Source organism: Paraburkholderia sp. MM5496-R1 (genome assembly GCF_050436205.1).
GTDB lineage: Bacteria > Pseudomonadota > Gammaproteobacteria > Burkholderiales > Burkholderiaceae > Paraburkholderia > Paraburkholderia tuberum.
In genome coordinates this window covers 2,612,610-2,637,242 of record NZ_JBNDLT010000002.1, presented here as the reverse complement: position 1 = coordinate 2,637,242, position 24,633 = coordinate 2,612,610, and the positions used below count along the sequence as shown (strand labels likewise).

Genomic DNA, 24,633 nt, shown 5'->3' with positions numbered 1-24,633 from the left:
ACCGAATCAGCCTAACGAGGAGTTTCGCATGGCGCGAAAGGTGCGATTGATGCAAAGCCGGGCCGAGGCGGCAGGCGTCCGTCCGTGGCGGCCCGCTTACGCGGTACTGTTGGCCGCAGCGGCCGCGTTGCTGCCGCTGCGCGCGGCGCAGGCCGCGATGAATTTCTGCGCGGCGCCGGCGCTGCAAACGAGCGAGCGCACCAATGCCGACCCCGGCGTCAAGGCGCTCGTCGCCAACGTGCAGGCACATCTGAACGAGCAGCCGCATGCGCTCGCCAAATTGCACACCGAGGGCACGCTGCCGCACGAGGGCATCTACGATCAGAGCGTCGAAGCGGAGAAGGATCTCGACCTGCTGCGCGACGCCGCGCTCGCGTGGCGCGCGACCAGCGACGACCGCTTCCTGAAGCTCGTCGACCGTCTGCTGTACGCGTGGGTCACGACCTATCAGCCGAGCTTCAATCCGATCGACGAAACGCGTTTCGAAGGTCTGATCCTCGCGTACGACATGACCGCGAGCGCGTTGCCCGTCAAAACGCGCAACGCGGCAATGGCGTTTCTGACGAAGCTCGCGAACGGCTACATCGCGCAGATCGACGCGCAGCCGCGGCCGCTCACGGGCACGTTCCGCAACAATTGGCAAAGCCACCGCATCAAGCTGATCGCGATGGCGGCATTCACGCTCGACAACCGCAAGATGATCAACGCCGCGCAGCGGCTGTTCGTCGAGCATATCGGCGACAACATCGCCCCGGACGGCTCGACGATCGACTTCGGCGAGCGCGATGCGCTGCACTACGTGACCTACGATCTGCAACCGCTGGTGACGGCCGCGCTCGCCGCGCGCCGCCACAACCGCAACTGGCTGCAAGAAAAGGGCGCGAACGGCGCGACGCTGCTCGCCGCGCTGAATTGGCTCGTGCCGTTTGCTACCGGCGCTCAGACGCATGAGGAATTCGTGCATTCGAACGTCGCGTTCGATGCAAAGCGTCGCGAGGCCGGCTTGCCCGGCTATTCGGGTCAGTGGGATCCGAAGAACGCGACGGAACTGTTTCACCTGGCGGCCCGTCTCGATGGACGCTTTACGCCAGTCGCGCTGCAGCTCGCACCGACGCCGCCCGCGTGGCTCGCCGTGTGCTTGCCGCTGCCGGCGCGCTAAACTCTTTATCTATAGGCAGGGAGCAGTACATGGCAGTCAGCGTCTTCGATCTCTTCAAAATCGGCATTGGTCCGTCGAGCTCGCACACGGTCGGGCCGATGCGCGCGGCGCTGATGTTCGTCCAGGGACTCGAGCGCGACGGGCTGCTCGCTTCCACCGCATCGGTGAAGGCGGAGCTGTACGGCTCGCTCGGCGCGACCGGCAAGGGCCACGGCACCGATCGCGGCGTCATGCTGGGCCTGATGGGCGACGCGCCCGACACCGTCGATCCCGAGACGATCGCGCAACGGCTCGAAGCAGTGCGCACGTCGCGCCAACTCGCGCTGCTCGGCACGCACGAGGTGCCCTTCGTGCAGAAAGAGCACATCGCGTTTTATCGTCAGGCGCTGCCCGAGCATCCGAACGGCCTGAAGCTGTTCGCCTTCGATGCGCAAGGGGCAACGCTGCGCGAGTCGACCTATCTGTCGGTCGGCGGCGGCTTCGTCGTGACGGCCGGCGCGCCGAACACGAAGGTATTGAGCGCCGTCGATCAGCTTCCGCATTCGTTCCGTACCGGCAACGAATTGCTCGCGCTGTGTGCGGCGAGCGGCAAGAGCATCGCGCAGTTGATGTGGGAAAACGAGCGCGTCTGGCACAGCGAGGAAGAGACGCGCGCCGGTCTGCTGAAGATCTGGGACGTGATGCAATCATGCGTCGCGCGCGGATGCGGCATCAACAATCCCGATGCCGATGGTCACTTGCCCGGACCTTTCCAGGTGAAGCGGCGCGCGCCGCAGCTCTATCGCGCGTTGACGGGCAACCCTGAGCGCGCGTTGCAGGACCCGCTGTCCATGGTCGACTGGATCAACCTGTACGCAATCGCCGTCAACGAAGAGAACGCGGCGGGCGGGCGCGTCGTCACCGCGCCGACCAATGGCGCGGCCGGCATCATTCCGGCGGTGCTGCATTACTACACGCGCTTCATGCCGGGCGCGAACGAGCAGGGCGTGATCGACTTCCTGATGACGGCCGCCGCGATCGGCATCCTGTACAAGCTGAATGCGTCGATCTCCGGTGCGGAGGTGGGCTGTCAGGGTGAAGTCGGCGTCGCATGCTCGATGGCCGCGGGCGCGCTGGCCGCCGTGATGGGCGGCACGCCGACGCAGGTCGAGAACGCCGCGGAAATCGGCATGGAGCACAACCTCGGGCTCACCTGCGATCCGGTTGGCGGCATGGTGCAGATTCCGTGCATCGAGCGCAATGCGATGGCATCGGTGAAGGCGGTCAATGCCGCGCGCATGGCGTTGCGCGGTGACGGCAGCCACTATGTGTCGCTCGATTCGGTGATCAAGACGATGCGCGAAACCGGCGCGGACATGAAGACCAAGTACAAGGAAACGTCGCGCGGCGGACTCGCGGTAAATATCGTCGAGTGTTGAGTCGTTGAGCGCGGCATTCAATTGCGTGCGATCGCATCGGAAAAGCGCGGGCCCTGCGGCTCGCGTTTTCATTTGCGCAATCGTGTTGCGCGCACGCCGATCGAACAGTTGCGCTGCGCCATGACAGCGCCCACGTGCTCGGCGTAAGCTGTCGAAGCGCCCATCGGCCGCTGTTGCACGTTCCGCCGATGCGGCTCCATCCCAACGCACCCACGCACTGCCAGGAGGCTTCTTCGCAATGTCGCTGCCGAATGCTCCCGCTTCCCATACCGCACGCACGACCGGCGCGCGCCTCGTAGTGGAGGCGTTGCTCACACACGGCGTCGAGCGCGTGTTCTGCGTCCCCGGCGAAAGCTTTCTCGCCGTGCTCGATTCGCTGCACGACGAAACCGGGCGCATCCAGACGATCGTCTGCCGTCACGAAGCCGCGGCCGCGAACATGGCCGAAGCGCTCGGCAAGCTGACCGGCCGCCCGGGTGTCGCACTCGTCACGCGCGGTCCGGGCGCGACGCATGCGTCGATCGGCGTTCACACTGCGTTTCAGGACTCCACGCCGATGATTCTGCTGATCGGTCAGTGCGCGCGCGAACATCTCGATCGCGAGGCATTTCAGGAGATCGACTACCGGCGCATGTTCGGTCAGATGGCGAAGTGGGTCGCGCAGATCGACGACCCGAAGCGCATCCCCGAATATCTGAGCCATGCGTTTCATACGGCCACCTCGGGGAGGCCCGGGCCGGTCGTGCTGGCGCTGCCCGAAGACGTGCTGAGCGATGCCTGCGACGCGGTACCTGGCGCACCCGCTTATCACCGCGTGGCGGCGTCGCCATCGGCCGCGCAGATCGCGAAGCTGCGCGAGTTGCTCGAAGGCGCGCAACGGCCGATGGTGATCGCCGGCGGCAGCGGCTGGACAGCGGCCGCATGCGCGGACCTGCGGCGTTTCATCGAAAACTGGCAGTTGCCGATTGGCCTCGCGTTCCGCTTCCAGGACACCTTCGACAACGAGCATCCGAACTATGCGGGCGACGTCGGTCTCGGCATCAATCCGGCGCTCGCTCAGCGCATTCGCGACGCGGACTTGCTGCTCGCGCTCGGTCCGCGCCTCGGCGAAGCGACGACCAACGGCTACACGCTGCTCGACATCCCGAAGACGAAGCAGACGCTCGTGCACGTGCATCAGGGCGCGGAAGAACTGGGCCGCGTATATGCGGCCGATCTGCCGATCGTCTCGGGCATGCCTGAGCTTGCGGCGATGCTTGCGGAACTGGAACCATCGTCTTCCGGCAGGCTCGCCTGGGCGGGTGCCGCTGAGGAAGCGCATCGCGCGTATCTGGATTGGCGCAAGCCGCGCCCAATTCCCGGCGACGTGCAGATGGGCGAAGTGATCCAGCAGTTACGCGCCCACTTGCCCGACGACGCGATCCTCACGAACGGCGCCGGCAATTACGCGACGTGGCTGCATCGGCATTTCTCGTATCGGCACTTCCGTTCTCAGCTCGCGCCGACGAGCGGCGCGATGGGCTACGGCGTGCCGGCGGCGCTCGCGGCGAAGTCGCTGTATCCACAGCGCGCGGTGGTCGCGCTCGCCGGCGACGGCTGCTTCATGATGGCCGCGCAGGAGCTCGCGACAGCGATGCAGTACGACCTGCGCGTGCTGTTCATCGTCGTCAACAACAGCCAGTTCGGGACGATCCGCATGCATCAGGAGCGACACTATCCGCATCGCGTGCATGGCACCGGCCTCACGAATCCGGACTTCGCGGCATTCGCGCGATCGTTCGGCGCGCATGGCGAAACCGTTGAACGTACCGGGGATTTTCTGCCGGCGTTGCAACGCGCGATCGAATCGCAGTTGCCGGCCGTGATCGAAATTCGCATGCCGCAGGAAGCGAGCACGCCCGCGGCGACGCTCGAGATGATTCGTGAGCAGGGGAGGAAGATGCGCGGGCAGTGAAAATCGCCACGTGGCCTGACAGCGTGTCGAACGCACCGCCCATAAAAAAACCCCGCCAGAGCGGGGTTTTCTATTATCAACCGTAGTCAGCAAAAAACTTACTTGCCGCCCACGCTTTGCAGCGTCGTCCACTTGCCATCGACGACCTTGTACAGCGTGATACCGCCGTTCTTCAGATCGCCGCGCGCGTCGTACGCGAGGTTGGCCGACGTCACGGCCGGCTTCGACGTCTTGGCGAGCACCGGCAGGTACTTGGCAGGATCGGTCGAGTTCGCGTTCTTCATCGCGGTGAACATCGCCATCGCGCCATCGAACGCGTACGGCGAGTACGTTTGCACGTCTTCGTTGAAGCGCGCCTTGTACTTCTCGACGTATGCCTTGCCGCCCGGCATTTCTTCGAGCGGCAGACCGGCGAGCGAAGCCACCGTGCCGTTCGCCGCATCGCCGGCGAGCTTGATGAAGGTCGGCGTGTGGACCATTTCGCCGCCCATCAGCGGCGCCTTCACGCCGAGCTGCTTCATCTGCTTGACCATTGGTGCGGCTTGCGAATCCGCGCCGCCGTAATAGATCAGATCCGGGTTCGACGACTTCAGCTTGGTCAGGATCGACTTGAAGTCGACGGCCTTGTCGTTCGTGTATTCGCGATCGACGATCGTCGCGCCTGCCGCCTTCGCAGCCTTCTCGAACTGATCCGCAAGACCCTGGCCGTAAGCGGTGCGATCGTCGACGATCGCGATCTTCTTCATGCCGAGGTTCTTCACCGCGAACGCGCCAGCGACCGAGCCTTGCTGCGTGTCGGACGTCATCATGCGGAAGGTGGTCTTGAAGCCCTGCTGCGTGTATTCCGGCGCCGTCGCCATCGCGATCTGCGGAATGCCCGCGTTCGCGTAGATGCGCGAGGCCGGAATCGTCGTGCCCGAGTTGAAGTGGCCCAGCATGCCCTTGATGCCGTCATCCACGAGCTTCTGCGCGACCGTCGTGCCGGTGCGCGGGTCGGCCTGGTCGTCGGCCGAGTCGAGCACGATGCGAACCTGCTTGCCGCCGATCACCGGCTTCGTCGCGTTGAACTCTTCGACCGCGAGCGTGATGCCGTTCTGGAAGTCCTTGCCATAGTGCGCCTGTGCGCCCGTCATCGGACCGGCGAAACCGATCTTCACGTCTTCCGTCGATTGAGCGTTGGCCGTCCCCGCCAGCGACATGGCGGCAACCAGAGCTGCGCCTGCCAGCTGTTTCATTTTGTGTTGCATAGCTTCTCCTTGATACCAGGTGTGGATGAAGCGGTGTCGGGGTCGCCGTGCCGCTTCCTTTCTATTGAAGAAATCGCCGAGGTTCGCTCAACCGATCGTCATCAAATTCGCATTGCCGCCTGCCGCCGCGGTATTCACGCTGACCGAGCGCTCGGTGAGCAGACGCTCGAGCGCGTAGTCCTCGTCGCCGCTCGCGAGCGCACGGGCCGCGACGCCCTGCACCGACACGATCGGCCCCGCGCGCTTCGCGACCTCCTTCACGAGCGCGAGCAGCTCATCGCTGTCGCCTTCGAACAGCACGGCGTCGAACGGCACGTCGGCGCTCTTCTTCACGCTCGCGTGGGCCTTCAGCGACGCCGGCAATTGCGAAACCAATTGTTCACCGGCCGCGCCCTCGAACAACGCACGATTTCCCGTAGCCAGCGCCGCCGCGAACTGCACGCGCGCGCCGCTCGCCGTCGACGCGATACACAGCACCGTGCCGCGCGGGCCCAGTGTGTACGTATTGCGCTCGCCGGTCGGCCCCGACAGTACCGCGGTCGCGCCCGCCGGCACATGCGACAGATAGCCGTCGCAACGCGCGGCAAGCTGCGGCTCGCGCTCGGCGATCAGCCAGTCGCGCAATGCGGTCAGCGCGGCCACCGGATTGTCGCCCTGTTCTGCAGCCTGCGCCGCCTGCGGTACTTCGACCACCAGCGCCTGCGCGAGCGACTTCGGCAAACCAGCCGGACGCGTTGCGAGCAGACGCTGCAGGTATAACGCACCGCCGGCCTTCGGCCCCGTACCCGACAGTCCTTCGCCACCGAACGGCTGCACCCCGACCACCGCGCCGATCACGTTGCGGTTCACGTAGATGTTGCCTACGTGCGCGCGGCTGATCACGTGCGCGATCGTTTCGTCGATGCGCGTGTGGATGCCGAGCGTCAAACCATAACCCGTCGCGCGAATCTGTTCGAGCAGCTTGTCGAGCTGGCTGCGGCGATAGCGCACCACGTGCAGCACCGGACCGAACACTTCGCGCTTCAGCTCGTCGATGCTGTCGAGCTCGATCAGCGTCGGCGGCACGAAAGTACCCTGCGTCGCGCCCTCCGGCAGCGGCAGTTGCTCGACCTTGCGGCCCTTGTCGCGCATCGCCGCGATGTGGGCGTCGATGCCGCGCTTCGCGTCCAGGTCGATCACCGGGCCGACGTCGGTCGACAGCCGATCCGGGTTGCCGAGCGCGAGCTCGCGCATCGCGCCCGTCAGCATTTCGAGCGTGCGGTCCGCGACATCGTCCTGCAGACAAAGAACGCGCAACGCCGAACACCGTTGACCGGCGGAGTCGAAAGACGACTGCAGCACGTCGGCGACGATCTGCTCGGCGAGCGCCGACGAGTCGACGATCATCGCGTTCTGCCCGCCGGTTTCGGCGATCAGCGGAATCGGCTTGCCATCCGGATCGAGTCGGCCGGACAGCGTCTTGTTGATCAGACGCGCGACTTCGGTCGAGCCGGTGAACATCACCGCACGCGTGCGCGGATCGGCGACCAGCGCGGCTCCGACCGTCTCGCCATTGCCCGGCAGCAGTTGCACCGCACCCGCCGGCACGCCCGCTTCGCGCAGAATTCGCACCGCCTGAGCTGCGATCAGCGGCGTCTGCTCGGCCGGTTTCGCGAGCACCGTGTTGCCGGCCGCGAGCGCGGCGGCCACCTGGCCCATGAAAATCGCCAGCGGGAAATTCCACGGGCTGATACAGACCACCGGACCGAGCGGCCGATGCGTGTCGTTCGAAAACTCGTCGCGGATCTGCGTCGAGTAGTAGCGCAGGAAGTCGATCGCTTCGCGGATTTCCGCGACCGCGTTGGCGAGCGATTTGCCCGCTTCGCGCACCACGAGGCCCATTAGCGTATGCATCTGCGCTTCGAGCAGATCCGCCGCGCGCGCGAGGCAATCCGCGCGCGCCTCGACCGGCGTCGCCTGCCAGATCGGCGCGGCGGCCACCGCATGGCCGAGCGCGGCGCTCACGTGCTCCGCCGTCGCTTCGACGACCGTGCCGACGAGATCACGATGGTCGGCCGGGTTGCGCACGTCGCGCCCGGCGCCGACGGCGATCTGGTTGTCTTCGAGCATCGGCGCGGCGCGCCACGGATGATGCGCGCTCGCGAGCAGCGCCGACGACAGCGACGCGAGCCGATGCTCGTTCGACAGATCGAAGCCCATCGAATTGAGCCGTTGCGCGCCATACAGATTGCGCGGCAGCGGAATGCGCGCGTGCGGCGCGCCGAGCGGCACGATTCTCGACGCTTCCTCGACCGGATCGGCGACCAGCTCCTTGATCGCGACGGATTCGTCGGCGATGCGGTTCACGAACGACGTGTTCGCGCCGTTCTCGAGCAGCCGGCGCACGAGGTACGCGAGCAGCGTCTCATGCGTACCGACCGGTGCGTACACGCGGCACGGGCGGTTCAGCTTGTCGCGGCCGGTGACTTCTTCGTAGAGCTGCTCGCCCATGCCGTGCAGGCACTGGAACTCGTACTGGCCGGGGTAGTAGTTGTTGCCTGCGAGCTGATAGATCGCCGACAGCGTGTGCGCGTTGTGCGTCGCGAACTGCGGATAGACGGCATCGGGCGCGCCGAGCAGTTTCTTCGCGCAGGCGAGGTACGACACGTCGGTGTAGACCTTGCGCGTGTAGACCGGATAGCCTTCGAGGCCGTCGACCTGCGCGCGCTTGATTTCCGTATCCCAGTACGCGCCCTTCACGAGCCGCACCATGACACGGTGACGGCTGCGGCGCGCCAGATCGATCAGGTAGTCGATCACGAACGGGCAGCGCTTCTGATATGCCTGCACGACGAAGCCGATGCCGTTCCAGCCTTGCAGCTCCGAATCGAAGCACAGCGCTTCGAGCAGGTCGAGCGAGAGTTCGAGGCGGTCGGCTTCTTCGGCGTCGATATTGAGGCCGATGTCGTAGCGGCGCGCAAGGATCGCGAGCGAACGCACGCGCGGCAGCAGCTCGCTCATCGTGCGTTCCTGCTGCGCGCGCGAGTAGCGCGGATGCAGCGCCGACAGCTTGATCGAGATGCCGGGGCCCTCGTAGATGCCGCGGCCGCCCGCGGCCTTGCCGATCGCGTGGATCGCCTGCTCGTACGACGCGTAGTAGCGCTGCGCGTCGGCCTCGGTGGTGGCCGCTTCGCCGAGCATGTCGTATGAATAGCGGAAACCGCGCGCCTCGTACTTGCGGCTGTTCGCGAGCGCTTCGGAAATGTTCTCGCCGGTCACGAACTGCTCGCCCATCAGGCGCATCGCCATGTCGACGCCCTTGCGGATCAGCGGCTCGCCGCCCTTGCCGATCAGGCGCGTGAGCGCCGACGACAGGCTCGTCTCGCTATTGGTCGTCACCAGCTTGCCGGTGATCATCAGGCCCCAGGTCGCCGCGTTGACGAACAGCGACGGCGCCTGGCCGACGTGCGATTTCCAGTCGCCCTTGCTGATCTTGTCGCGGATCAGCGCGTCGCGGGTCGCGCGGTCGGGAATGCGCAGCAGCGCCTCGGCGAGGCACATCAGCGCGACGCCTTCCTGGCTCGACAGCGAAAACTCGTGGATCAGCCCTTCGACGCCGCCGCCCTTGCTCTTCGAGCGCAGCGTTTCGACGAGCTTGCCGGCCATCGCCTGCACGTCGCCGGCGAGGTTGGCCGGCAGACGCGCCTGGCCGAGCAGGAACGGCACGCACTCGGGTTCAGGGCGGCGATACGCGGCGGTGATCGCCGCGCGCAGCACCGACTGCGGTTGCACGTTCTGCGCGAAATCGAGGAACGGATGGGACGCGCCGTCTTCCTCGTTCTCGACCGCCGCGCCGTCGGCGAGATCGGCCGTGCCGGTCGCGCCTGACAGTTCGGGCGGCAACTGGCCGTGCTCGATCTTTTCGAGGTAGGCGAAAATCGCCTGCTTGATCAACCAGTGCGGGGTGCGCTCGAGGCGGGTGGCGGCATCTTTGAGCCGGGAACGCAGGAGGTCGTCGACCTTGACGCCAAGGGTGGTGCTAGCCATGTTTCCTTCTCTGATATCGGGCGCGAGCCTGGCGAAAGACTAAAAGTTGGGCGAATCGTACGCCTCCAAATAAAAAGGTGCAACCAAATCGGCAGGTTGGTTGCACCCCGTCGGAAGCCTTATGGAACATGGGTTTCCGGACGGTGACCGACAGTCGAACCGGGGTGTTTTCGATCGGTACTTTCCCTGGCGTGATTCTTTTTGAAATAAGCCTTATCAAACGACTTCGCGCGCCGATATACAGAAGCACGAAGACGGACGGCCCGAAACGTCGGTTTCAGGGCACGCAGAAAAGATAAACGGGGTTCTCGAGGGTTGGTGTAATGGAAAAGTGGCTGGTAATACTGGGCATCTGGGCGCTGTGCGCGGCCTGTGCGGTGTTTTTCATTCGAGGCGCGACACGGGGCTTGAATCGGCGCGAAGAGGAGCGCAAGCGTGCGAGCGCGGCCTCGCGTGGATCGGCGGGCGATACGCGAAACGCGCTGAACGACTGAGATCAGGAGAGGCGCGCAACGGCTCATGAAGCCGGATGCGCGCGAATGTGGGGATTCGCGACTGGATTGGCGCGGGGAGTTGCGCCTGAAGATCGCTGTTGGATCAGCGCGGCCCGAGCGACGGCGCAACCGGCTCGAACCGCGCACAGACATCGCCGGGCGATACCAACTGGTCATGCAGACCACACAGTCGGCTATCGGCGACGCTCGCGCCGAACCCTGAACCGAACACGGCAAGCCCTGGGATACGCTGCTCGAGCGCATCCCGTTCGCTCACGCGATGCCGGCATGCGGCGCAGCAGGGCGCGTCCGCCGCGCAGTTGCGCTCTACAGCGCCTACGTGTGGCGCAGCGCCGGCGCCACGATCCATCGGAATCTTCACGGCGTTATCCGAGGCTGTTCCAGTACGACGCGAACACGTGTGCGGACAGCGCGTAACCGATCGCGATATTGACCACCACGCCCGCCGTGAACGCGAGGAACGGCTTCAGACCGGTCGCGGCAAGCGAGCGCAAGCGCGTCGTCAGACCGATGCTCAGGAAGCAGAAGGTGAAGGCCCACGTGCGCAGCACCGTGATCGGCGCGACGAACTCCGGCGTGACGACCTTACGGTAATCGGCGAGTGAATAATGGCTCGCGATCCACGTGACCAACGCCGACGCGACCACGAAGCCGATCACGAACTTCGGGAAACGCGCCCAGATCTCACCCGCATTCGCGCGCGCGGCGACGCCGCTGTCCTGCGCTTCCCAGCGCGTCGTCGCGACGATTGCGAGCACGAACGCCCAGATGCCGATCCAGATGTCGCGGCCGACCACCTTCATCAGCGTGAAGGCCTGCAACGACGCTTCCGGCGCGCCGGCGATCGCGCCGCCCGCGTGGCGCGCGAAATCGCCGTAGGCCTGGGCCGCGGCGATGCCCGCGGCGTCGGCGAATTCGGAGGTGCCGATCCAGGCGCCGGCGACGGGCGTCGGCAGTCCGAGCGAGCGCGACGCGAACGGCAGCACGAAGATCATCACGATCGCCCACAGCACAACCAGCGTGATCGCGACCGACGCCTGCTCGCGTTTCGCCCGTACCGCACCGGCAATCGCGATCGCCGCCGACACGCCGCACACCGCGCCGCCGACACCGAGCACGGCGGCAAAGCGTCGATCGAGTCCGAATGCTCGCGCAACGAGAAAGATCACGAAGAACGTCGCCAACGACACGATGCTCGCCTGGACGACCGCGACCGGACCGGCCCACACGAGCAGCGTGAACGGCAGCGTCGCGCCGAGCAACACGATACCGACCTTGATGTAAAACTCGACGCGCAGCCCGGCCGCGAGCCACTCCGGCAGCGTGAACAGGTTCGACACGAGCAGCCCGAGCGCGAGCGCGACGAGCGGCGGCTCGAGGTTGTACCTGGACGCGTCGACCCATGCGCCGAGCGTCAGAATCAACGCGGAAGCGACGAACACCACGACGAACGCGGCGAGAAACGCGCCGACGCGCTGCCGGAGCAGGCCGACGCTCGCGCCGAACAGCACCGCGAATGTCGCGAATAGCGCGAGGTAGTTGGGTAGATGCTTGCCGATGTCCTGCGCGGCCTGCGCGACGCTCGACCATTTGGCCGGCGCGACCGCGAGCCACTTGATGCTGCTGCCCGACGCGAACAGCGCCCACGCGATCACGATCACGAGCAGGCCGACGCCAGCGGCGAGCCAGTCTTCGGTCAGCGAAAAGCCGCTGCCTCGTGCGGTTTGCGCGTCTTGTGTACCTTGCCGCTGAGCCGGCGCGGCGCCCTCCGGCACGGTGTGACGGGTGTCGCTCATTGCGGATGCCCCGCGAAAGTTGAGTGGCATCGGCGCGAAGTTATTGTCGTTTAGCCCCAAAATGCGCCGATTTGGCGACTATAGGCGAGCGGGATCGCAAAGCGAAACGATCATTCGCTCTATGGATATGACTCAAAGAAGTATGGCGGGCGTCATCTGGCCCGTGGCGTCAGATGTCGAGCGGATCGACTTCGAGGTTCCAGCGCAGCACGCCCCTGAGCGCGCGCAACATTGGCTGCCACGCGCGCAGCGTAGCCTGCAGCGCCGCGCGCGATGCGCTTTCGATCAGCAGCTGCGCGCGATGCACGTGCATCACCTTGACGATCGTGAGCGGCACTGCGTCGTAGACGGTGACGCGCCCGGCGGCAGGAATCCGCGCAAGTTCGGCGGCGGCCTGCTGCAGAAACGCGAGCGCCGCTTCGAGCGTGCGGCCTTCGGCGCGCAACAGCGCCTGATAGACGAACGGCGGCAGGTGCGCGTCGCGTCGCTCGGCGAGCGTCGCATTGGCGAAGCCGACGTAGTCATGACGGCACAGCGCGTGATACAGCGCGTGACGCGGATAGCGCGTCTGCACCAGCACTTCGCCCGGCAGACCGGCGCGGCCCGCGCGGCCGCTCACCTGCATCAGCTGCGCGAACAGGCGCTCGCTCGCGCGGAAATCATGCGAAAACAGCGCGGTATCGGCGTTCAGCACGCCAACCAGTGACACGCGCTGGAAATCGTGTCCCTTCGCGATCATCTGCGTGCCGACCAGAATATCGACCTCGCCCGCGTGCACGTCCGAGAACAACGCCTGCGCGCTGCCCTTGCGGCGCGTGCTGTCGGCGTCGATACGCAGCACACGGGCGCCCGGTACCGCGCTCGCAAGCGTTTCCTCGACGCGCTGCGTGCCGCGCCCGAGCGGTGCGATATCGACGTTGCCGCACTCCGGGCACGAACGCGGGATACGAGACTCCCAGCCGCAGTGATGGCAGCGCAGCGCGCGCTCGGGCTTGTGCAGCACGACGTAGGCGCTGCAGCGCGGACAACCGGCCACCCAGCCGCACGCGTCGCAGGCGAGTTGCGGCGCGTAGCCACGGCGGTTGAGGAACACGAGGCTCTGCTCGCCGCGTTCGAGCCGCGCCTTCATCGCGGCGATCAACGGGCCCGACACACCTTCGATCGATGCCCGCCCGCGCCGGCGCTCGTCTTCGAGATCGATGAGACGCACGCTCGGCAGTGCGGCCTCGGCGACGGCGCGGCGCGACAGCGTGAGCCGCTCGTAGCGGCCCTGATCTGCCTGCCACCAGCTCTCGAGCGACGGCGTTGCCGAGCCAAGCACGACCGGCACGCCGAGTTGCTTCGCCCGATAGATCGCGAGATCGCGCGCCGAATAGCGCAAGCCTTCCTGCTGCTTGTAGGCCGGATCGTGCTCCTCGTCGACGACGATGATCGCCAGCCGCGGCAGCGACGCGAGCACCGCGAGCCGCGTGCCGAGCACGATGCGCGCGCGGCCGGTGTGCGCGGCGAACCAGTTGCGGGCGCGCTCGCCTTCGGCGAGGCCGCTATGCAGCGTGACGATCGCGCTGGCGTCGAGCGCGGCGAAGCGGGCGCGGAACGCCGCCTCGAACTGCGGCGTCAGGTTGATTTCCGGTACCAGCACGAGCGCTTGCGCATCGGGCTTGCCGGCCAGAATCGCGGCGAGCGCGCGCAGATACACCTCGGTCTTGCCGCTGCCCGTCACCCCGTGCAGCAGGAACGGCGCGAAGCCGTGGGCGTCGCGGATCGCTGCGACGGCACTCGCCTGTTCGTTGGTGAGGGTTGGCAGGGCAGGCGCGGGCATGTTCGGCAGCGACGCGGCGGCGGGCACCGTGGCGGCGTCGATCACATCGAGCGTGACCCAGCCTGCCGTCTGCCATGTGTCGAGTGTCGCCCGCGCCTTCGGATGCAGCGCGCGGGCGTCGGCAGCGAGGAGGAAGTCGGCTCGAGCGAGCGCTTGCGCGAGCGCTCGGAGCGCGGTCGCGCGGGCCGGCAAGGCGTCAGGCAATACCGTGCGGCCCTCGGCCGTCAACCGATAGCGCTCTTCCGGCGCGAACAGCCGCGACCAGCGCGACGCGTCGCGCAGCGCCTGCGGCAGCCCCGGCAGCGCCACCTCGCCGAGACCGCGCTGATAGTAGTCCGCGGCGAATGCGGCGAGCGCGAGCCAATGTGCCGACACCGGCGGACACGCCGTGCAGATCTGATCCACATCACGCAGGCGCTCGGCCGGCACGTCGCTGTGAGCGGTCACTTCGCAAACGAGCCCCACCACGTGCCGCTTGCCAAACGGAACGCTGACGAGCCTGCCTACGACAGCCGCCCCGGAGATGTCGCAGCGGTAGTCGAACAGGGTCGGCAGCGGATGGTCGAGCGCGACGCGGACGAACATTTCGTTCACTCGGCGTGGCGCTGAGGATGAGCCGGCAGGAGGCCAACTCGCGGCGCGGGGTGGGTCGCATGGGACGCGAAGCCGTAGAAGTTAAAGTAAAACCTTAATTTCACCGCTAAGTTTTGGATTCGACTGAACAATTGCGCTCGGCTCGCGGCCCTGTGGATAACTTTGTTGAGAACTTCGCTTCGACGGGCCGCAAACGGCGCCGCGACGGCCTTGTGTGGGATTCCGCACATTTCATCACGCGCCCCGCAAACCCTTGCCCGGCAAGGCTCAGATCAAATGCGCCGAGTATGTGCAAGGGTCGGGGCACGATTAAAGTCTCTGCCGCGCCGCAGCGTGCGAAGTGTGCATAAGTCAGCTCTTGACTTTCGTAAGACCACCATCTGGCGGCGTATTCGCGGAGCCGCGGTCCTTAGGGCGAGAGCCCAATTCGCTGCGATGCAACAAGAAACGGTAATGATTACACACTCACGCGGGCGTAGGTGCGCCACTACGAATAGCGCGGCTGTGACGATGCACTTCGTCGACCAGTTCAGCAACATGCTCTGGCGGCGCGAACTGTGAAATGCCGTGACCCAGATTGAAAACGTGGCCGGGATGGTTGCCGAAACTGTTGAGCACCGCGCGCGCTTCCATGCGGATCGCGGCAGGCGGCGCAAACAGCACAGACGGATCGATGTTGCCCTGAAGCGCCACCTTGCCACCGACACGTTCGCGCGCCGTGCCGAGGTTCACTGTCCAGTCGAGGCCCACCGCGTCGACGCCGCTCGCGGCGATGTCGTCGAGCCATAAGCCGCCCCCCTTCGTGAACGCGATTACGGGCACTTTTTCGCCGTCGTGTTCGCGCTTCAGCTGGCTGACCACCTGCTCGATGTAGCGCAGCGAAAAGCGCTGATAGATGCCATCGGCGAGCGCTCCGCCCCATGTGTCGAAAATCATCACCGCTTGCGCGCCGGCTTCGATCTGCGCGTTCAGATATGCCGCGACCGAGCGCGCGTTGACCTCGAGAATCCGCTGCAGCAGATCGGGACGCGCGTACAGCATCGATTTGACGGTGCGAAAGTCCGCCGAGCCGCTTCCTTCCACCATGTAGCACGCGAGCGTCCACGGGCTGCCTGAGAAGCCGATCAGAGGTACGCGCTGGCGGCCTTGCGCGTCCTTCAGCGCCGAGCGGATTTCACGCACGGCGTCGGTCACGTAGCGCAGTGTCGCGTCGATGTCGGGCACCGCCAGGCGCGCGACGTCGTCTTCGGTGCGCACCGGACGGGCAAATCTCGGCCCTTCGCCGTTGACGAACTCGAGACCGAGGCCCATCGCGTCGGGCACGGTCAGGATGTCGGAGAACAGGATCGCGGCGTCGAGCGGATAGCGATCGAGGGGCTGCAAGGTGACTTCCGTCGCGAAAGCCGGGTTCTTCGCGAGACCGAGGAAACTGCCCGCGCGGCCGCGCGTGGCGTTGTATTCCGGCAGATAGCGGCCAGCCTGCCGCATCAGCCAGATCGGCGTGTAGTCGGTGGGCTGGCGCAGCAGCGCGCGCAGAAAAGTGTCGTTCAGGAGTTGATGGGCCACGTTGCGTGCGACTGAAGAGCTGAGGGCAAAGGAGCATTTTACCGGAGGCGGCTCCGGACATCGCGCGTCGCGGGTAATGAATGTGGCGACGACGCGTCGTGGGAAGCGGGCGGGAAGCAGCTCGGACGCACCTCGATCAGCTACCGCCCGCCACTGCCCGCACGGGCCCAAGGTCGATGTCTTCCGCTGCCCGGGTCGCCCTGGCTGAACGGCCGATGTTCAAGCCCGCGCTGCCAAGCTACTATCCAACAGCTTTACCAATGAATTGCACACTACACACCACCAGGATACTCGATGAAGAAGGCAGCACTCGCAATGCTCGGCGCGCTCGCCGGCGTCCTGATGCACGTCGGCGTAGCCAGCGCGCAAAACGCCGCGCCCGCGCCCTCCAGGCTCGACGACATCATCAGCCGCGGCACGCTGCGCGCTTGCACTACCGGCGACTACAAGCCGTATTCGTTCTACAGGGGCGATGGCCAGTTCGAGGGCATCGATATCGACATGGCTGAATCGCTCGCGAAGTCGCTCGGCGTGAAGGTCGAGTTCGTCAAGACGTCGTGGTCGAACCTGATGAACGACTTCGTCGCAAAGTGCGACATCGGCATTGGCGGTGTGTCGCCGACGCTCGAGCGCCAGAAGCATGCGTTCTTCACACAGGCTTACATGATCGACGGCAAAACGCCGATCGTCCGTTGCGACGACGTCAACAAATATCAGACGGTCGCGCAGATCGATCAACCGTCCACACGAGTGATCGTCAATCCGGGGGGCACCAACGAGAAGTTCGCGAAGCAATACTTCACGCACGCAAACGTGACCGTTTATCCGGACAACGTAACGATCTTCAAGCAGATCCTCGCGGGCAAGGCGGACGTGATGGTGACGGATGCGTCGGAAACGCTGCTGCAGCAGAAACTCAATCCCGGCCTCTGCTCGGTGCATCCGGACAAGCCGTTCCAGTACGGCGAGAAGGCCTGGTTGCTGCCGCGCGGGGATGTCGCGTTCCAGCAATACGTCGATCAGTGGCTGCATCTCGCTCGAGCAACCGGCGAGTATCAGGCTATCTCGGACAAGTGGTTGAAGTAAGCCGACCGTGTCCGTTGGAGGCCGTCAGCTGCTGACTGATTGGGAGGGCGCCCTGCGCGCGCCTGGAGATTTGGGTGCCGGCAATGATGTAACGAAGGGCGACGTCGTCGGGTCGTATAACTGTCCGGGTCAGGTCCAAGGTGCAGCGATGCGCCCCTTTCCAATACGCGGCACAAGCGGACTCGCTTTGCTGCATTGCATCACAGGTTTTTCATCGAATTGCGATGTATTTCGGGGCAGGGTCACAGCGCTGGTTCCGCAGGAAATTCGTCGCTCGAACGCTGCAGACGCAACCATTTCATGCTGATGAGTGACCCAATTTCTGCTGCACCAGACGTCATGAATGGCATCAATCATGCGTATTAAATTGCGGCGTAGTCATCGGTAATAACTACGTTTTAAAGGTTTCATTTTGGCAATAAATCCCGCAGCGCCTTATCTGGCGGGCGTTACAACCTGAAACACTTTGTTACCGCGTTCATAGGGTAATTCGCCCACAATGCCCTCAACGGTTTCAACACGGATGTGGCTGTGTGCGTGGTGTGAGCGGATACGATGCACTTGCCGGTCGGCGCTTGCCGAAGCCCTGTAAAGGGGCATCCCTGCTGGGGCCGTCATCGACGCAGGGGCGTCGTAATAACCGTCCCATCTTTGGTCTCCTCGCGCTAACCCCGTAGCGTGTGGTTTTTAGCGGGCTCCAGGCCCGCTTTTTTTTCGCCTGCTCAAACGTTTGCGCGCGACGAATCCTCGCCGCGCAACTCCTGTTCTACCGTACCTATTTGGCATATTTGGCTGCGCAGCGTGCTGCGGCGGCGTCACGCCGTCTTGTCCTCTCTGAGTTTCAACTCGCCGATCATCCGTTCGCGCATCACGAATTTTTGCACCTTGCCGGTCACGGTCATCGGCAGTTCTTCGACGAAGCGGATATATCGCGGCACCTTGTAATGCGCAATCTGTCCCTGGCAGAACTGCTGGATTTCTTCTGCCGTCGCCTGTTCGCCGGTCCGCAGCACGATCCACGCGCATACTTCTTCGCCATACCTGGTATCGGGCACGCCGAACACCTGCACGCTTTGGATCTTCGGGTGACGGAACAGAAACTCCTCGATCTCGCGCGGATAGATGTTTTCACCGCCGCGAATCAGCATGTCCTCCAGCCGGCCTACGATGTTGCAATAGCCTTCGGCGTCGAGCGTCGCCAGGTCGCCCGTGTGCATCCAGCCGTCGACGATACTCTCGTGCGTCTTCGCTTCGTCCCCCCAGTAACCGAGCATCACCGAGTAGCCGCGCGTGCATAGCTCGCCCGTTTCGCCGACCGGCACGATATTGCCGAGCGGATCGACGATTTTCACTTCGAGATGCGGCTGGATGCGCCCGACTGTCGTCGTACGCTTGTCGAGCGGATCGGTCGTCGAGCTCTGGAACGAGACTGGGCTGGTTTCCGTCATGCCGTAGGCGATCGTGATCTCGCTCAGGTGCATCTTCGACACGACCTTCTTCATCGTCTCGATCGGACACGGCGAGCCCGCCATGATGCCGGTGCGCAGCCGCGAGAAGTCGTACGAGGCGAAGCTCGGATGGTCGAGTTCTGCGATGAACATCGTCGGGACGCCGTGCAGCGCGGTGCATTTTTCCTCCGCGGTCGCGGTGAGTGTCGCGGCCGGATCGAAGCCCTCGCCCGGAAACACCATGTTCGCCCCGACCGACACGCACGCGAGCACCGCCAGCACCATCCCGAAGCAGTGGTACAGCGGCACTGGAATGCACAGGCCGTCCTGCTCGCTGAGCCGCATCGCCATCGCGATATAGCGCGCGTTGTTCACGACGTTGCGATGCGTCAGCGTCGCGCCCTTCGGATTGCCCGTCGTGCCGCTCGTGAACTGGATGTTGATCGGCTCCCGGCACGACAGCGTCGCGCCGATCGCATCGAGCCGAGTGGCGTCGAACGACGCACGGCCACGCTCGATCACGTCGGAAAAGCTCAGCATGCCTGGGGTCTCCGTGTCGCACATGCGGATCACGTAGCGCAGTTCCGGCAGCCGCGCGGCATGCAGTTCGCCCGGCGGCTGCGTCGCCAATTCGGGCGCGAGTTCCTGCAGCATCTCGAGGTACATCGACGTCTTGAAGCGCTCGGCGGTGATGATCGCCTTGCAACCGGCCTTGTTCAGCGCGTATTCGAGCTCCGCGAGCCGGTAGGCAGGATTGATGTTGACGAGGATCGCGCCGATACGCGCGGTCGCGAACTGCGTCAGCAGCCACTCGACGCGGTTCGGCGACCAGATGCCGACGCGATCGCCCTTCGCGATGCCGAGTGCAAGCAGCCCGGACGCAAGCACATCCACTTCCTGCGCGAATTCGCTCCACGTCCAGCGGATGCGCTGCTCCCGAAACACCACGGCCGGCCGGTCGGGAAAGCGCGCCGCGGTGTCGCGCAGAAGCTCGCCGACGGTCGCTTCGCTCAACGGATTTTCAGTCGACCCGCGCACATACGACAGTCCATCCGCGGGTTCGATGAGCGCACCTTCTCCCGAGCTATGCGTTGCCATGGTGTTGTCTCCGTGAGCGCAAGCGCGCTCGATTGAAATGAATTTGAAATCGATTGTGCACCGGCGCGTATCCTGCCGGCATCAAGTCTTACCCGCACCGCGTCGCATCGACCGCGGCGAGCGGCGACCGTCCGTTTCTCCAACCTCGTCGATTTTGCCGACCTTTACGTAAACGTCAACTAGCTATCAAAAAAAAGCAGCCGCGCAGGCTGCTTTCTTCTACTACGTGCTGCTTTAGTGCTGGCCGCGCAGCTTGCGCAGACGCTGGATTGCCGCGAGCTGCGCCGTCGCGTACGCGAGTTCCGCCTGTGCGGTCGCGTACTCGAGGTTCGAGCCCGTGTTCTGCAGCGCCTCTTCCGCACGCTTGCGTGCGTCTTCGGCCTTGGCTTCGTCGAGATCCTTGCCGCGGATCGCGGTGTCGGCGAGAACCGTCACTGCACCCGGTTGGACTTCGAGGATGCCGCCGGCGACGAACACAAACTCTTCTTCGCCGTTTTCAACTTCGATGCGCACCGCACCCGGACGGATCCGCGTGATGAGCGGCGTGTGGCCCGGCAGAATGCCGAGTTCACCCGCTTCGCCTGGCAGCGCGACGAACTTCGCCTGGCCCGAAAAGATTTGCTCTTCCGCGCTGACGACGTCTACTTTAATGGTTGCCATATGTGTCGACTCCTGTCGACGAGAGTTAGCGCTTGAGTGCTGACTCCCGTCCCATGCAAGGCGGGTTGAGCGTAATCAGAGACGCTGGCTTTGCGCAACACTACCGTTTTGGCAGCCGTGATGCGCGAGGTCGGCGCCCGCTTCGTTACACCCGACCTTTACTGGATCTTCTTGGCTTTTTCGAAGGCTTCGTCGATCGTGCCGACCATGTAGAACGCTTGCTCCGGCAGGTGGTCGCACTCGCCTTCGACGATCATCTTGAAGCCACGGATCGTTTCCTTCAGCGGCACGTACTTGCCCGGCGAACCCGTGAACACTTCAGCGACGTGGAACGGCTGCGACAGGAAACGCTGAATCTTACGAGCGCGCGCGACGGCGAGCTTGTCTTCCGGCGCGAGTTCGTCCATGCCCAGAATCGCGATAATGTCGCGCAGTTCCTTGTAGCGCTGCAGCGTTTGCTGCACGCCGCGCGTGATCGAGTAGTGCTCTTCGCCGATCACGTGCGGGTCGATCTGACGCGAGGTCGAATCGAGTGGGTCCACCGCGGGGTAGATACCGAGCGAAGCGATGTCACGCGACAGCACGACGGTTGCGTCGAGGTGGCCGAAGGTCGTAGCCGGCGACGGGTCGGTCAAGTCGTCTGCAGGGACGTACACGGCCTGCACCGACGTGATCGAGCCAGTCTTGGTCGACGTAATACGCTCTTGCAACTTACCCATTTCTTCAGCCAGCGTCGGCTGATAGCCCACTGCCGACGGCATACGGCCGAGCAGTGCCGACACTTCGGTACCGGCCAGCGTGAAACGGTAGATGTTGTCGACGAAGAACAGCACGTCGAGGCCTTCGTCACGGAAGTGCTCGGCCATCGTCAGGCCGGTCAGCGCGACGCGCAGACGGTTGCCCGGCGGCTCGTTCATCTGGCCGTACACCAGCGCGACCTTGTCGAGAACGTTCGAGTCCTTCATTTCATGATAGAAGTCGTTCCCTTCGCGGGTACGCTCGCCCACACCGGCGAACACGGAGTAACCGCCGTGTTCCTTCGCGATGTTGTTGATCAGTTCCATCATGTTCACGGTCTTGCCCACGCCGGCGCCACCGAACAGACCCACCTTACCGCCCTTCGCGAACGGGCAGATCAGGTCGATAACCTTGATGCCGGTTTCGAGCAGCTCGGTCGACGGCGACAGTTGGTCGAACGCCGGAGCCTTCTGGTGGATCGCACGCGTGGTTTCGCTCGAGATCGGGCCGGCTTCGTCGATCGGACGGCCAAGCACGTCCATGATACGGCCGAGGGTCGGCTTGCCGACCGGCACGCTGATCGGGTTGCCCGTGTTCTTCACGATCGTGCCGCGGCGCAGACCATCCGAAGCACCCAGACAGATGGTACGGACCACGCCGTCGCCCAGCTGCTGCTGGACTTCGAGCGTCAGTTCCGAACCTTCCAGAATGAGCGCGTCGTAGATCTTCGGCATGGTTTCACGCGGAAATTCCACGTCGATCACCGCGCCGATGCACTGTACGATCTTGCCTTCTACCAAAGCAGTAGTACTCATCGCTTTTCCTTTAGATACTCAATTCTTCACTCGCGCAAAGGCGCAGTTTCTCCGATGGGCGCGCCGCTCGGGCGCACACGCAACGACCTGCCTGACCGGGGTCAGACGGCCGCCGCTCCACCGACGATTTCCGACAGTTCTTTCGTGATCGCGGCCTGACGGCTCTTGTTGTAGACGAGCTGCAGATCGTTGATGACCGTCTTCGCGTTGTCCGAAGCGGCTTTCATCGCGACCATGCGGGCCGACTGCTCCGATGCCATGTTTTCCGCGACGGCCTGATAGACCAGCGCTTCGACATAACGCACCAGCAGTTCGTCCACCACTGCCTGCGCATCATCCGGCTCGTAGATGTAGTCCCATTGCGTGCTCGGCGTCGTACCGTCTTCTTCCGTGCGCTCGAACTGGTCCGCCGACAATGGCAGCAGTTGCTCGATCACCGGCTCCTGCTTCATCGTGTTGACGAAGCGCGTGTACGCGAGGTACACCGCCGAAATCTTCCCTTCCGAGTACAGGTCGAGCTGCACCTTCACAGCGCCGATCAGTTTTTCCAGATGCGGCGTATCGCCCAGTTGCACGACGTTCGACACGACTTTCGCCTGCAGTCGGTTCAGGAAGCCCAGGCCCTTGCTGCCGATCGCGGTTGCCTCGATCGTCTTGCCCTGGCCTTCCAGTTCCTTGAACTTCTGCAGCGACGCACGCAGCACGTTGGTGTTCATCCCCCCGCACAGACCTTTATCAGTCGTGACGAGGATGATGCCGGCCGCCTTCGCGCCTTCGTTCGACACCATGAACGGGTGACGATACTCCGGGTTCGCACGGCTCATGTGCTCGGCGATATCGCGGACCTTGTCGGCATACGGGCGAGCAGCGCGCATGCGCTCCTGAGCGCGGCGCATCTTCGATGCGGCCACCATCTCCATCGCTTTCGTGATCTTGCGCGTGTTTTGCACGCTCTTGATCTTGCCGCGAATTTCCTTCATTCCAGCCATTGCTTGCTCCTTTGTCGGCCCGAGTTAGCGCTTTAGCGCTAACTCGGGTCCCATGCAATGCGGCCGAAGTAGCGCGGGAGCATTCGCATGCGGCCCGCGCCGCTTCAAGGTCCGTTTATGCCTTGCGGATCACTCGCGGATCAATAAGCGCCGGACTTCTTGAAGTCTTTGACGGCCGTGTGCAGCAGGCCTTCGTCGTCCTTCGAGAGTTCCTTGGTGTCTTCGATACGCTTGACGAGGTCAGCATGGCTCGACTTCAGGTGGTCGCGCAAGCCCTTTTCGAACGGCAGGACTTGAGCAACTTCGAGGTCGTCGAGATAGCCGTTGTTCGCCGCGAACAGCGACACAGCCAGTTCCCACACTTGCAGCGGCTGATACTGCGGCTGCTTCAGCAGTTCCGTCACGCGGCGGCCGCGCTCGAGCTGCTTGCGGGTCGCTTCGTCGAGGTCCGATGCGAACTGCGCGAACGCAGCGAGTTCACGGTACTGCGCCAGGTCGGTACGGATACCGCCCGACAGCTTCTTCACGACCTTCGTCTGAGCCGCGCCACCCACACGCGACACCGACACGCCAGCGTTAATCGCCGGGCGGATACCTGCGTTGAACAGGTCGGTTTCAAGAAAGATCTGGCCGTCGGTAATCGAGATCACGTTCGTCGGAACGAATGCGGTCACGTCGCCTGCCTGCGTTTCGATGACCGGCAGTGCCGTCAGCGAACCGCTCTTGCCCTTCACTTCGCCGTTGGTGAACTTCTCGACGTACTCTTCCGACACGCGAGCAGCACGCTCGAGCAGACGCGAGTGCAGATAGAACACGTCACCCGGATAAGCTTCACGGCCCGGCGGGCGGCGCAGCAGCAGCGAGATCTGACGGTATGCCCAAGCCTGCTTGGTCAAGTCGTCATAAACGATCAGCGCGTCCTGACCGCGGTCGCGGAAGTATTCGCCCATCGTGCAGCCGGCGTACGGTGCGAGGTACTGCATCGCAGCCGATTCCGAAGCCGAAGCGGACACGACGATCGTGTATTCCAGCGCGCCGGTTTCTTCCAGCTTGCGCACCACGTTCATGATCGACGAAGCCTTCTGGCCGATCGCGACGTAGATACAGAAGAGGTTCTTGCCCTTCTGGTTGATGATCGCGTCGACTGCGACTGCGGTCTTGCCGCACTGGCGGTCGCCGATGATCAGCTCACGCTGGCCACGGCCGATCGGCACCATCGCGTCGATCGACTTCAGACCGGTCTGGACCGGTTCCGAAACCGACTTACGCCAGATCACGCCCGGAGCAATCTTTTCGATTGCATCGGTCTTCTTCGCGTTGATCGGGCCTTTGCCGTCGATCGGGTTGCCGAGTGTGTCGACCACGCGGCCGAGCAGTTCCGGACCCACCGGCACTTCCAGAATGCGGCCCGTCGTCTTGACGATGTCGCCTTCCGAAATGTGTTCGTATTCACCCAGAATCACGGCGCCGACCGAGTCGCGCTCGAGGTTCAGCGCGAGACCGAAGGTGTTGCCCGGAAATTCGAGCATTTCGCCCTGCATCACTTCCGACAGGCCGTGGATACGCACGATACCGTCGGTCACGGAGATCACGGTGCCTTGGTTGCGAACGTCTGCGCTCGCGTCAAGGCCCTGGATCCGGCTCTTGATCAGCTCGCTGATCTCAGAGGGATTGAGTTGCATTATTCGCTCCTGATAGTCAA

Annotated in this window: 15 protein-coding genes; 4 read left to right on the top strand and 11 right to left on the bottom strand. The window is 64.2% G+C overall.

The window, feature by feature from the left end; genetic code table 11:
- The first annotated feature begins 28 nt into the window (after nucleotides 1-28).
- The 3 genes from OKW38_RS19095 to OKW38_RS19085 all read left to right on the top strand — a co-directional run bounded on the left by OKW38_RS19095 (nucleotide 29) and on the right by OKW38_RS19085 (nucleotide 4,531).
- Nucleotides 29-1,159: an alginate lyase family protein gene (locus OKW38_RS19095; RefSeq protein WP_090802419.1), complete on the top strand. Its 1,131-nt coding sequence runs from the start codon at nucleotides 29-31 to the stop codon at nucleotides 1,157-1,159.
- A 29-nt stretch (nucleotides 1,160-1,188) separates the two neighbouring features.
- A complete protein-coding gene (locus OKW38_RS19090) occupies nucleotides 1,189-2,577 on the top strand; it encodes an L-serine ammonia-lyase (protein WP_429362687.1) in 1,389 nt (462 codons plus the stop codon).
- Nucleotides 2,578-2,815: 238 nt separating this feature from the next.
- Nucleotides 2,816-4,531 carry a thiamine pyrophosphate-binding protein gene (locus OKW38_RS19085; protein ID WP_429362685.1) on the top strand — a complete coding sequence of 572 codons (1,716 nt, stop codon included), beginning with the start codon at nucleotides 2,816-2,818 and terminating at the stop codon, nucleotides 4,529-4,531.
- Between the two features lie 98 nt (nucleotides 4,532-4,629).
- Here OKW38_RS19085 and OKW38_RS19080 read toward each other — a convergent pair whose 3' ends face one another.
- From OKW38_RS19080 to hemE, 6 genes are all read right to left on the bottom strand, one after another.
- The gene (locus OKW38_RS19080; protein WP_090802413.1) at nucleotides 4,630-5,778 is read right to left on the bottom strand and encodes a branched-chain amino acid ABC transporter substrate-binding protein; all 1,149 of its coding nucleotides are present in this window, start codon (nucleotides 5,776-5,778) and stop codon (nucleotides 4,630-4,632) included.
- An 87-nt stretch (nucleotides 5,779-5,865) separates the two neighbouring features.
- On the bottom strand, nucleotides 5,866-9,804 hold the full coding sequence (putA, locus tag OKW38_RS19075) for a trifunctional transcriptional regulator/proline dehydrogenase/L-glutamate gamma-semialdehyde dehydrogenase (protein WP_429362683.1): 3,939 nt from the start codon (nucleotides 9,802-9,804) through the stop codon (nucleotides 5,866-5,868).
- A gap of 597 nt (nucleotides 9,805-10,401) precedes the next feature.
- Nucleotides 10,402-10,575: a hypothetical protein gene (locus OKW38_RS19070; RefSeq protein WP_244144777.1), complete on the bottom strand. Its 174-nt coding sequence runs from the start codon at nucleotides 10,573-10,575 to the stop codon at nucleotides 10,402-10,404.
- Nucleotides 10,576-10,684: 109 nt separating this feature from the next.
- Nucleotides 10,685-12,115 (bottom strand): YeiH family protein, encoded by a 1,431-nt coding sequence (locus OKW38_RS19065; protein ID WP_429362681.1) that lies wholly within the window; start codon nucleotides 12,113-12,115, stop codon nucleotides 10,685-10,687.
- A gap of 169 nt (nucleotides 12,116-12,284) precedes the next feature.
- Nucleotides 12,285-14,522 carry a primosomal protein N' gene (locus OKW38_RS19060; protein ID WP_429362679.1) on the bottom strand — a complete coding sequence of 746 codons (2,238 nt, stop codon included), beginning with the start codon at nucleotides 14,520-14,522 and terminating at the stop codon, nucleotides 12,285-12,287.
- A 474-nt stretch (nucleotides 14,523-14,996) separates the two neighbouring features.
- Entirely contained in the window at nucleotides 14,997-16,097 is a 1,101-nt protein-coding gene (gene hemE, locus OKW38_RS19055) for a uroporphyrinogen decarboxylase (protein WP_429362677.1), read from the bottom strand.
- A 294-nt stretch (nucleotides 16,098-16,391) separates the two neighbouring features.
- On the opposite strand from hemE, the gene OKW38_RS19050 reads away from it, so the two are divergent.
- Nucleotides 16,392-17,183, top strand: coding sequence for a transporter substrate-binding domain-containing protein (locus OKW38_RS19050; protein WP_184051712.1), 792 nt, complete (start codon nucleotides 16,392-16,394; stop codon nucleotides 17,181-17,183).
- 815 nt (nucleotides 17,184-17,998) lie between these two features.
- Here OKW38_RS19050 and OKW38_RS19045 read toward each other — a convergent pair.
- The 5 genes from OKW38_RS19045 to atpA all read right to left on the bottom strand — a co-directional run bounded on the left by OKW38_RS19045 (nucleotide 17,999) and on the right by atpA (nucleotide 24,613).
- A complete protein-coding gene (locus tag OKW38_RS19045) occupies nucleotides 17,999-19,729 on the bottom strand; it encodes an AMP-binding protein (protein ID WP_429362675.1) in 1,731 nt (576 codons plus the stop codon).
- A gap of 234 nt (nucleotides 19,730-19,963) precedes the next feature.
- Nucleotides 19,964-20,389 (bottom strand): F0F1 ATP synthase subunit epsilon, encoded by a 426-nt coding sequence (locus OKW38_RS19040; RefSeq protein WP_090802403.1) that lies wholly within the window; start codon nucleotides 20,387-20,389, stop codon nucleotides 19,964-19,966.
- Between the two features lie 158 nt (nucleotides 20,390-20,547).
- A complete protein-coding gene (gene atpD / locus OKW38_RS19035) occupies nucleotides 20,548-21,942 on the bottom strand; it encodes a F0F1 ATP synthase subunit beta (protein ID WP_090802401.1) in 1,395 nt (464 codons plus the stop codon).
- 101 nt (nucleotides 21,943-22,043) lie between these two features.
- Nucleotides 22,044-22,931: a F0F1 ATP synthase subunit gamma gene (gene atpG, locus OKW38_RS19030; RefSeq protein ID WP_429362673.1), complete on the bottom strand. Its 888-nt coding sequence runs from the start codon at nucleotides 22,929-22,931 to the stop codon at nucleotides 22,044-22,046.
- Nucleotides 22,932-23,071: 140 nt separating this feature from the next.
- Nucleotides 23,072-24,613: a F0F1 ATP synthase subunit alpha gene (gene atpA / locus OKW38_RS19025; protein WP_090802398.1), complete on the bottom strand. Its 1,542-nt coding sequence runs from the start codon at nucleotides 24,611-24,613 to the stop codon at nucleotides 23,072-23,074.
- Nucleotides 24,614-24,633: the final 20 nt, after the last annotated feature.

What these genes read in the sequence shown, in the direction of transcription:
- OKW38_RS19095 (WP_090802419.1), top strand. Translation starts at nt 29, where the DNA reads ATGGCGCGAAAGGTGCGATTGATGCAAAGCCGGGCCGAGGCGGCAGGC.
- OKW38_RS19090 (WP_429362687.1), top strand. Translation starts at nt 1,189, where the DNA reads ATGGCAGTCAGCGTCTTCGATCTCTTCAAAATCGGCATTGGTCCGTCG.
- OKW38_RS19085 (WP_429362685.1), top strand. Translation starts at nt 2,816, where the DNA reads ATGTCGCTGCCGAATGCTCCCGCTTCCCATACCGCACGCACGACCGGC.
- OKW38_RS19080 (WP_090802413.1), bottom strand. Translation starts at nt 5,778, where the DNA reads ATGCAACACAAAATGAAACAGCTGGCAGGCGCAGCTCTGGTTGCCGCC.
- putA (WP_429362683.1), bottom strand. Translation starts at nt 9,804, where the DNA reads ATGGCTAGCACCACCCTTGGCGTCAAGGTCGACGACCTCCTGCGTTCC.
- OKW38_RS19065 (WP_429362681.1), bottom strand. Translation starts at nt 12,115, where the DNA reads ATGAGCGACACCCGTCACACCGTGCCGGAGGGCGCCGCGCCGGCTCAG.
- OKW38_RS19060 (WP_429362679.1), bottom strand. Translation starts at nt 14,522, where the DNA reads ATGTTCGTCCGCGTCGCGCTCGACCATCCGCTGCCGACCCTGTTCGAC.
- OKW38_RS19050 (WP_184051712.1), top strand. Translation starts at nt 16,392, where the DNA reads ATGAAGAAGGCAGCACTCGCAATGCTCGGCGCGCTCGCCGGCGTCCTG.
- OKW38_RS19045 (WP_429362675.1), bottom strand. Translation starts at nt 19,729, where the DNA reads ATGGCAACGCATAGCTCGGGAGAAGGTGCGCTCATCGAACCCGCGGAT.
- OKW38_RS19040 (WP_090802403.1), bottom strand. Translation starts at nt 20,389, where the DNA reads ATGGCAACCATTAAAGTAGACGTCGTCAGCGCGGAAGAGCAAATCTTT.
- atpD (WP_090802401.1), bottom strand. Translation starts at nt 21,942, where the DNA reads ATGAGTACTACTGCTTTGGTAGAAGGCAAGATCGTACAGTGCATCGGC.
- atpG (WP_429362673.1), bottom strand. Translation starts at nt 22,931, where the DNA reads ATGGCTGGAATGAAGGAAATTCGCGGCAAGATCAAGAGCGTGCAAAAC.
- atpA (WP_090802398.1), bottom strand. Translation starts at nt 24,613, where the DNA reads ATGCAACTCAATCCCTCTGAGATCAGCGAGCTGATCAAGAGCCGGATC.